The 6,910-nt window shown below is 51.4% G+C and carries 6 protein-coding genes and 1 pseudogene; 4 read left to right on the plus strand and 3 right to left on the minus strand.

Annotation, left to right across the window (positions count from 1 at the left end; translation table 11 throughout):
* Nucleotides 1-12: 12 nt before the first annotated feature.
* From OGY72_RS09395 to iolB, 3 genes are read left to right on the plus strand one after another with little or no spacing between them, the layout of a single operon-like run.
* The gene (locus tag OGY72_RS09395; RefSeq protein ID WP_286547627.1) at nucleotides 13-1,917 is read left to right on the plus strand and encodes a bifunctional 5-dehydro-2-deoxygluconokinase/5-dehydro-2-deoxyphosphogluconate aldolase; all 1,905 of its coding nucleotides are present in this window, start codon (nucleotides 13-15) and stop codon (nucleotides 1,915-1,917) included.
* Nucleotides 1,918-1,931: 14 nt separating this feature from the next.
* Complete coding sequence (gene iolE / locus OGY72_RS09400) at nucleotides 1,932-2,822, plus strand: myo-inosose-2 dehydratase (RefSeq protein ID WP_286547629.1); 891 nt, start codon at nucleotides 1,932-1,934, stop codon at nucleotides 2,820-2,822.
* A 9-nt stretch (nucleotides 2,823-2,831) separates the two neighbouring features.
* Nucleotides 2,832-3,650 carry a 5-deoxy-glucuronate isomerase gene (iolB, locus tag OGY72_RS09405; protein ID WP_286547631.1) on the plus strand — a complete coding sequence of 273 codons (819 nt, stop codon included), beginning with the start codon at nucleotides 2,832-2,834 and terminating at the stop codon, nucleotides 3,648-3,650.
* A 194-nt stretch (nucleotides 3,651-3,844) separates the two neighbouring features.
* Here iolB and OGY72_RS09410 read toward each other — a convergent pair whose 3' ends face one another.
* The 3 genes and pseudogenes from OGY72_RS09410 to OGY72_RS24910 all read right to left on the minus strand — a co-directional run.
* Nucleotides 3,845-4,201 (minus strand): KPN_00521 family repetitive protein, encoded by a 357-nt coding sequence (locus tag OGY72_RS09410; protein WP_003826111.1) that lies wholly within the window; start codon nucleotides 4,199-4,201, stop codon nucleotides 3,845-3,847.
* 127 nt (nucleotides 4,202-4,328) lie between these two features.
* Nucleotides 4,329-4,991, minus strand: a complete 663-nt coding sequence (locus OGY72_RS09415) for an AbaSI family restriction endonuclease (RefSeq protein ID WP_286547633.1) — start codon at nucleotides 4,989-4,991, stop codon at nucleotides 4,329-4,331.
* A gap of 273 nt (nucleotides 4,992-5,264) precedes the next feature.
* Nucleotides 5,265-5,423: pseudogene (locus OGY72_RS24910) on the minus strand (integrase); the annotation flags it as partial.
* Between the two features lie 359 nt (nucleotides 5,424-5,782).
* Between OGY72_RS24910 and OGY72_RS09420 the strand changes: the two are divergent.
* A protein-coding gene (locus tag OGY72_RS09420; protein WP_103848104.1) for an IS3 family transposase occupies nucleotides 5,783-6,894 on the plus strand; the annotation gives its coding sequence in 2 pieces (ribosomal slippage) (nucleotides 5,783-6,044 and nucleotides 6,044-6,894; 1,113 coding nt in all).
* Nucleotides 6,895-6,910: the final 16 nt, after the last annotated feature.

Here is a 6,910-nt window from a genome sequence, read left to right on the forward strand (position 1 = left end):
AGAGGTATCAACGTGGAAAAGCAGTTTGATGTGATATGCATGGGCCGCGTGGCGGTTGACCTCTACAGTCAGCAAATTGGCGCGCGCCTGGAAGATGTGTCGAGCTTTGCCAAATACCTTGGTGGTTCGTCCGGCAACGTGGCTTACGGTACGGCACGCCAGGGACTGCGTTCCTCAATGCTGGCGCGGGTTGGCGACGAACATATGGGGCGTTTCCTGCGTGAAGAATTAAACCAGGTAGGCTGCGATACCAGCCATCTGATTACCGATAAAGACCGCCTGACAGCGCTGGTTCTACTCGGCATTAAAGACCGGGACACCTTCCCACTGATTTTTTACCGTGATAACTGCGCGGATATGGCGATTACCGCCAGCGATGTTGATGAACAGTACATCGCTTCTGCTCGTTGTCTTGCCATCACCGGGACGCATCTTTCTCATCCGCAAACCCGCGAGGCGGTGTTGACGGCGCTCGCTTACGCCCGGTGTCACGGCGTGCGTACGGCGCTGGATATCGACTATCGCCCGGTGCTGTGGGGACTTACTTCCTTAGGCGACGGCGAAACACGCTTTATCGCCGCCGATCAGGTCACCCGCCAGTTGCAGGAGGTGCTGCATCTTTTTGATGTAATTGTCGGCACCGAGGAGGAATTTCATATCGCGGGCGGCAGTACCGATACGCTGCAGGCGTTGGCGCAGGTTCGCGGCGTGAGTAACGCGACGCTGGTCTGCAAGCGCGGTGCACTCGGCAGCTCGGTGTATACCGACGCGATCCCGCCCCGGCTGGACGATGGCCTGACGGTCACCGGCGTACGCGTAGAGGTGCTGAACGTGCTGGGGGCGGGGGATGCGTTTATGTCCGGTCTGCTGCGCGGCTATCTCAACGATGAGGGATGGGAGCAGGCGTGCCGCTATGCCAACGCCTGCGGTGCGCTGGTGGTGTCGCGTCACGGCTGTGCGCCGGCAATGCCGAGCAAAATTGAACTTGATGATTATCTTTCTCGCGCCGCAGAGGTTCCTCGTCCGGATCTCGATCCGCATCTCAACCATTTGCATCGCGTGACGACTCGCCGCCGCACATGGCCGGAGCTATGCGTAATGGCCTTCGATCACCGTAGCCAACTGGAAGAGATGGCGTTGCAGTGCGGCGCGTCTTTGAAGCGTATTCCGGCATTGAAACAGCTTATTTTGCAGGCCAGCCGTGAAGCGGCGAACAGTGCCGGGCTGGAAGGTAAAGCCGGACTGCTGTGCGATGGCACGTTTGGTCAGGATGCGCTGAATACGATAACCGGAGAGGGCTGGTGGATTGGTCGCCCTATCGAACTGCCGGGGTCGCGCCCGCTGGAGATGGAACACGGCAATATAGGCTCGCAGCTCATTAGTTGGCCGCAGGAACATGTGGTGAAGTGTCTGGTCTTTTTCCATCCGGAAGATGCCCACGCGTTGCGCCTGGAACAAGAACAGAAAATCTCTGAGGTGTACCGCGCCTGTTGCCAGTCCGGTCATGAGCTGCTGCTGGAGGTGATTTTACCGGCCAGTATGCCGCGCAGTGATGAACTGTATCTGCGCGCCATTTCCCGCTTCTACAACTTAGGGATCTACCCCGACTGGTGGAAACTCCCACCGCTGACTTCTGCTGGCTGGACGGCGTTGAGTGACATTATCGAACGGCGCGATCCGCACTGCCGTGGCGTGGTGATCCTGGGCCTGGACGCACCGGCAGAGCAACTGCGTGCTGATTTTAAAGCGGCTGCGGGTCATGGGGTGGTGAAAGGATTTGCCGTGGGACGCACGCTGTTCGGCGACGCTTCCCGCGCGTGGTTGAAACACGATATTGACGATGCGCAGCTGGTGGCGCGCATTAAAGATAACTACCTGCAGCTTATCGCCTGGTGGCGCGAGCGCGGACAAGCATAATTCAGGAGAAGATGATGACGGTACAATTAGGTATTAATCCACTGACATGGACGAATGACGATCTTCCTTCACTGGGCGCTGAGACGTCGCTTGATACGTGTCTGAGCGAGGGCAAAGAGGCCGGATTTGCCGGTTTCGAACTGGGTAATAAATTCCCGCGCGAGGCGCGACTGCTCGGCCCCATTTTGCAGCGCCACGACCTGCAACTGGTTTCCGGCTGGTACTCCGGACGTCTGCTGGAACGCAGCGTGGAGGAGGAGATTGCCGCCGTGCAGTCACATCTGACGTTACTGCGCGAACTGGGAGCGAAGGTGCTGGTCTTTGCCGAAGTCAGTGGCTGCATTCACGGCGAGCAGCAGACGCCGGTACATCTGCGTCCGCGCTTCCCGCAAGAGCGCTGGCAAGAGTACGGTGAAAAGCTCACCGAGTTTGCGCGTTACACCCAGCAGCAGGGGGTACAGATTGCCTATCACCACCACATGGGAACGGTGATTGAATCTGCTGAAGATGTGGATAATCTGATGACGTATAGCGGTGATGAGGTTGGCTTGTTGCTCGATACCGGGCATTTGACCTTTGCGGGTGCCGATCCGTTGGCTGTGGCGCAGCGCTGGGCATCACGTATCAACCATGTTCACTGCAAAGACGTGCGTGCCGACGTGCTGGCGGATGTCAAAAACCGCAAAACCAGCTTCCTCGATGCGGTGCTGAGCGGCGTCTTTACCGTGCCGGGAGATGGCTGCGTTGACTATCCGCCAATTATGGCATTGCTGAAGGCGAACCAGTATCAGGGGTGGCTGGTGGTGGAGGCGGAGCAGGATCCAGCCATCGCGCATCCGCTGACGTATGCGCGTCTGGGCTATAACAACCTTAGCCGTCTGGCGCGGGATGCTGGGCTTATCTGAGGAGGTGATATGTCACGTTTATTATCACGCTGGCAGCAGCCGGACGCGCAAGGGTGTACGCAGTCAGTGACGCTGGAAAGCGCCGGTTGGGGATATGTTGGCTTTAAAGCGTATGAACTGGAAGAAGGGCAGCAGCTTACGCTGCCCGCCGTCAGCGAAGAACGTTGTCTGGTATTGGTTGCCGGACGCGCGACCGTCACTACGCCGGGCGCAACTTTTACGGATATTGGTGAGCGGATGAGCCCGTTCGAACGGATCAAACCGTGGGCGGTTTATGTCACTGCTGGTGAAACCATACAGGTTCAGGCGGTGACCAGACTGGAGCTGGCAGTCTGCGCTGCGCCGGGGAAAGGCACGCACCCAACGCGGCTGATCGCACCTAAGGATATCGACGGGGAAGCGCGTGGCAAAGGTCACAACCAGCGTTATGTGCATAACATCTTACCGGAAGATAAACCCGCAGATAGCCTGCTGGTGGTGGAGGTGTGGACCAACGAAGGTTGTACCAGTTCTTACCCAAGCCATAAACATGACACCGATAATCCCCCGCAGGAAACCTATCTGGAGGAGACTTACTACCATCGCCTCAACCCGCCGCAGGGATTCTGTATGCAACGGGTCTACACCGACGACCGGTCGCTTGACGAGTGTATGGCAGTCTATAACCGCGACGTGGTGATGGTGCCGAAAGGGTATCACCCGGTGGCAACCCTGGCGGGATATGACAGTTACTACCTTAACGTAATGGCCGGCCCGGTTCGCAAATGGATGTTTACCTGGGAAGATGAACATGCGTGGATTAACAGGGAATATCCGGTTGATAAGTAAGGATGAAAGCGTTTGGCGAGAGTGAAACAGGATTTGCTGTCGCCACTCGTGGAGTTAGGGGCTGTGCGTTACAGTGGCCCTGATCTGGTTTAACTTTAGAAACAGATTGCGATGAGGCCTGATGCTTGATTGCGGCTTATTCCTAATAATAAAAAACCGCTTTCGCGGTTTTTTATTATTCAATGTTTGGAAGATTATTCGCTGACTTTTTTCTCAACGGAGGCAGCACCTTCTTTAGTCTTATTCCAGCCTTTCTCGGTACCTTCTTTTGTTGCATTCCAACCTTTTTCAGTACCTTCTTTGGTTGTATTCCAGGCTTTTTGTGAACCTTCACTCACCTTGCTGCTCAGGTCATCTTGTTTACCTTCAGCAGCATGTTTGGCTTTTAATTTTTGCTCTTCGCCCTGATTCTGCGCCTGATGCAGTTTTTCTTTTGCAGTATTGGCGTTTTCGTGTGCGGCGGCTACATCATTATCGGTTGCGTGTGTTGTTGCGGCAATAACCGGAGAAGCCAGCAGAATTGCAGATAATGCGATAATTGTCTTTTTCATAATATCCTCGCTTAGCGTTATAAGTTATTAGCGTGGTTAAGCATGGCATACAAACGAAGCGCTGGCTTTAGGAAAAAACTGTAAATGCTGATAACGGTATTTATCTATTTTGTGCAATTGCGAGTAATTAATACGTTTTTTTGTTGGGGGATCCCACATTTAATGCTGGGTTAAATAAAGAGTAATAATCATCATTCAGCATGGATAGACCCATTGTTTCACTTATGTGAGAAGGAATGCTCCAACCGCCAGACTGATGATGCACTTTGTTGTAACCGAAACAGTTCAAAGCATCCCGGTGGTATCTGAAGACGGCATCCGGACCTACAGATATCCTTCCTGCCTTAAGGTGGGGACGAGCTGTATATTTATTATCAAAATCCCATTCTTTGAATTTTTTATCTTTAATCATTCTATTTTTACGATTGTGTATCAATTCAATAAATTCATTGATGTAACGATCGAAAATTTCAAGGCTTATTTTGCTTGCGGGAATTCTTTTCTCTAAAAATCCTGTGGCTTCAGTAATATCCATACGACGTTTTGCATCATCTATTTGTGATTGCTCACTGTTGTGATGCCCTTCATCAATTTCTAGGTAAAGTTCCAGTTGTGGGAAAAATAAATCTTCCAAATAGATTTTTCCATTTTCTTTTCTGATACATTGCTGGCAGATAAATTCAATATCGGGATCATTTAAAAGATGATAAATGCGAGTTACTGCATAATGTTCCCATCGTTTTTTTGAGGTTTTCGTAAGTGAACGCAGGATGTAATCAGTTTTATCCATTTATATGTCTTCCTTCTTCCTTCTTCCTTCTTCCTTCTTAGTTCTTCATATAATGTGACTTTTCTTATGAAGATAGTATTACCTATCGCCATAAGATGCGTAAATATTTTTTTAATCTAACTGTTCACCTTGTGGCAATGGTCAGAAAGGAAAAGACCGGCTGTTGCCGGTCGAGGTTGGTTATGTTGCTGCGGATTCGGTGCAATTCGGTAGCCAGTCGACGTAGCTTTCCTCTTTCAGCGGCAGATTAGTTTGTATCCCCTGCTATCGTTCTTTTTTGGCGGTCGGTCGTTGATAATGAAAGCGCCAGAGCATTTTTCCTGTCGTCTTACGATGAGGAATAAACCCTCGCTGTTATGAAGAGTAAGCTCTCTTGCCCGCTTTAGCTTGTAGAACTTCGGTGTTGGTCAGGGGGCACATTGTCCATGCCATTGTGGCCGCTGCTCCAGGAATTGGTATGCGCTTTTAGGTATACATCCTTCCGTATACCTAAAAGCGCATACCAATAATCACCGGATTTAGCCGGATATCCTGGGACAACGACAGACACAAAAAAGCCCGCAGGGCTTTCGCCATGCGGGCTCTTAGGACTTCATCGGATGACTCTGGTAATCACCGATGGAGAATTTTGGGGGCTGGCGTCCTTGTAATTGGTGGGGGAGGTGGTTGAGTTTGTTGGAGATTTTTGTTTTTTTCGCGAAGCGGAAGGCGCTGTAAGTATCCCGCATAATCGTGCCATTCACATTTAGAGACCCTCCGGCATAATCACTCTGCCAACAAAGGAGATCGCTATGCGTAAAGCCCGTTTTACTGAGCATCAGATCATTGCTGTAATTAAATCGGTTGAAGCCGGACGAACCGTTAAAGATGTCTGCCGGGAGGCCGGTATCTCTGAAGCCACCTACTACAACTGGAAGTCCAGATACGGCGGCATGGAGGCTTCTGATATTAAAAAGATCAAGGATCTTGAGGACGAGAATCGACGTCTCAAACAGATGTTTGCCGACCTGAGCCTTGAGAACCGGGCGCTGAAAGACGTTATCGAAAAAAAGCTTTAAAACCAGCCTTTAAGCGTGAGCTGGTCACTCATCTGATAACGACATTTGGACTCAGTATCCGTCAGGCCTGCCGGAGTCTGAACCTGAGCAGAACGGTTTACCATTACCGTCCGGATACCACGCGTGACGAACCCGTTATTGTCGCGTTACAGGCAGTGGCAGAGCGATACCCACGGTACGGTTTTCCAAAACTTTTCCAGGTTCTGCGGCGGCAGGGATACCCGTGGAATCACAAAAGGATCCATCGTATTTATTGTCTGCTGAAGCTGAATTTTCGCCGTAAAGGCAAACAACGGTTGCCGGTGCGTAATCCCTCGCCACTGGCCACACCGGAAGCGCTGAACCAGAGCTGGTCTGTCGATTTTATGCATGATGCTCTGGTCTGTGGCCGTCGTTTTCGCACGTTCAATGTCGTTGATGACTTTAACCGTGAGGCATTGTCGATTGAAATCGATCTGAATCTGCCAGCTTTGCGCGTGGTCCGTGTACTCGACAGGATCGCGGCAAATCGCGGCTATCCGGTCATGCTACGCATGGATAATGGTCCGGAATTTATCTCACTTGCACTGGCTGAATGGGCAGAGCAACATGCAGTAAAACTGGAATTTATTCAGCCGGGTAAGCCGACGCAGAACGCTTTTATTGAGCGCTTTAACCGAACATACCGTACAGAAATACTCGATTTTTATCTGTTCAGAACGCTGAATGAAGTGCGGGAAATCACGGAAAGATGGGTGTCAGAATATAACTGTGAACGCCCGCATGAATCACTGAACAATATGACGCCGGAGGAATATCGGCAACACAATCATTTGGCCGGGATCTCAAAAAATGCCTGGAACTAAAACGGGTCTATTTACA

This window comes from Citrobacter sp. Cpo221, assembly GCF_030332345.1.
Lineage (GTDB): Bacteria > Pseudomonadota > Gammaproteobacteria > Enterobacterales > Enterobacteriaceae > Citrobacter > Citrobacter portucalensis.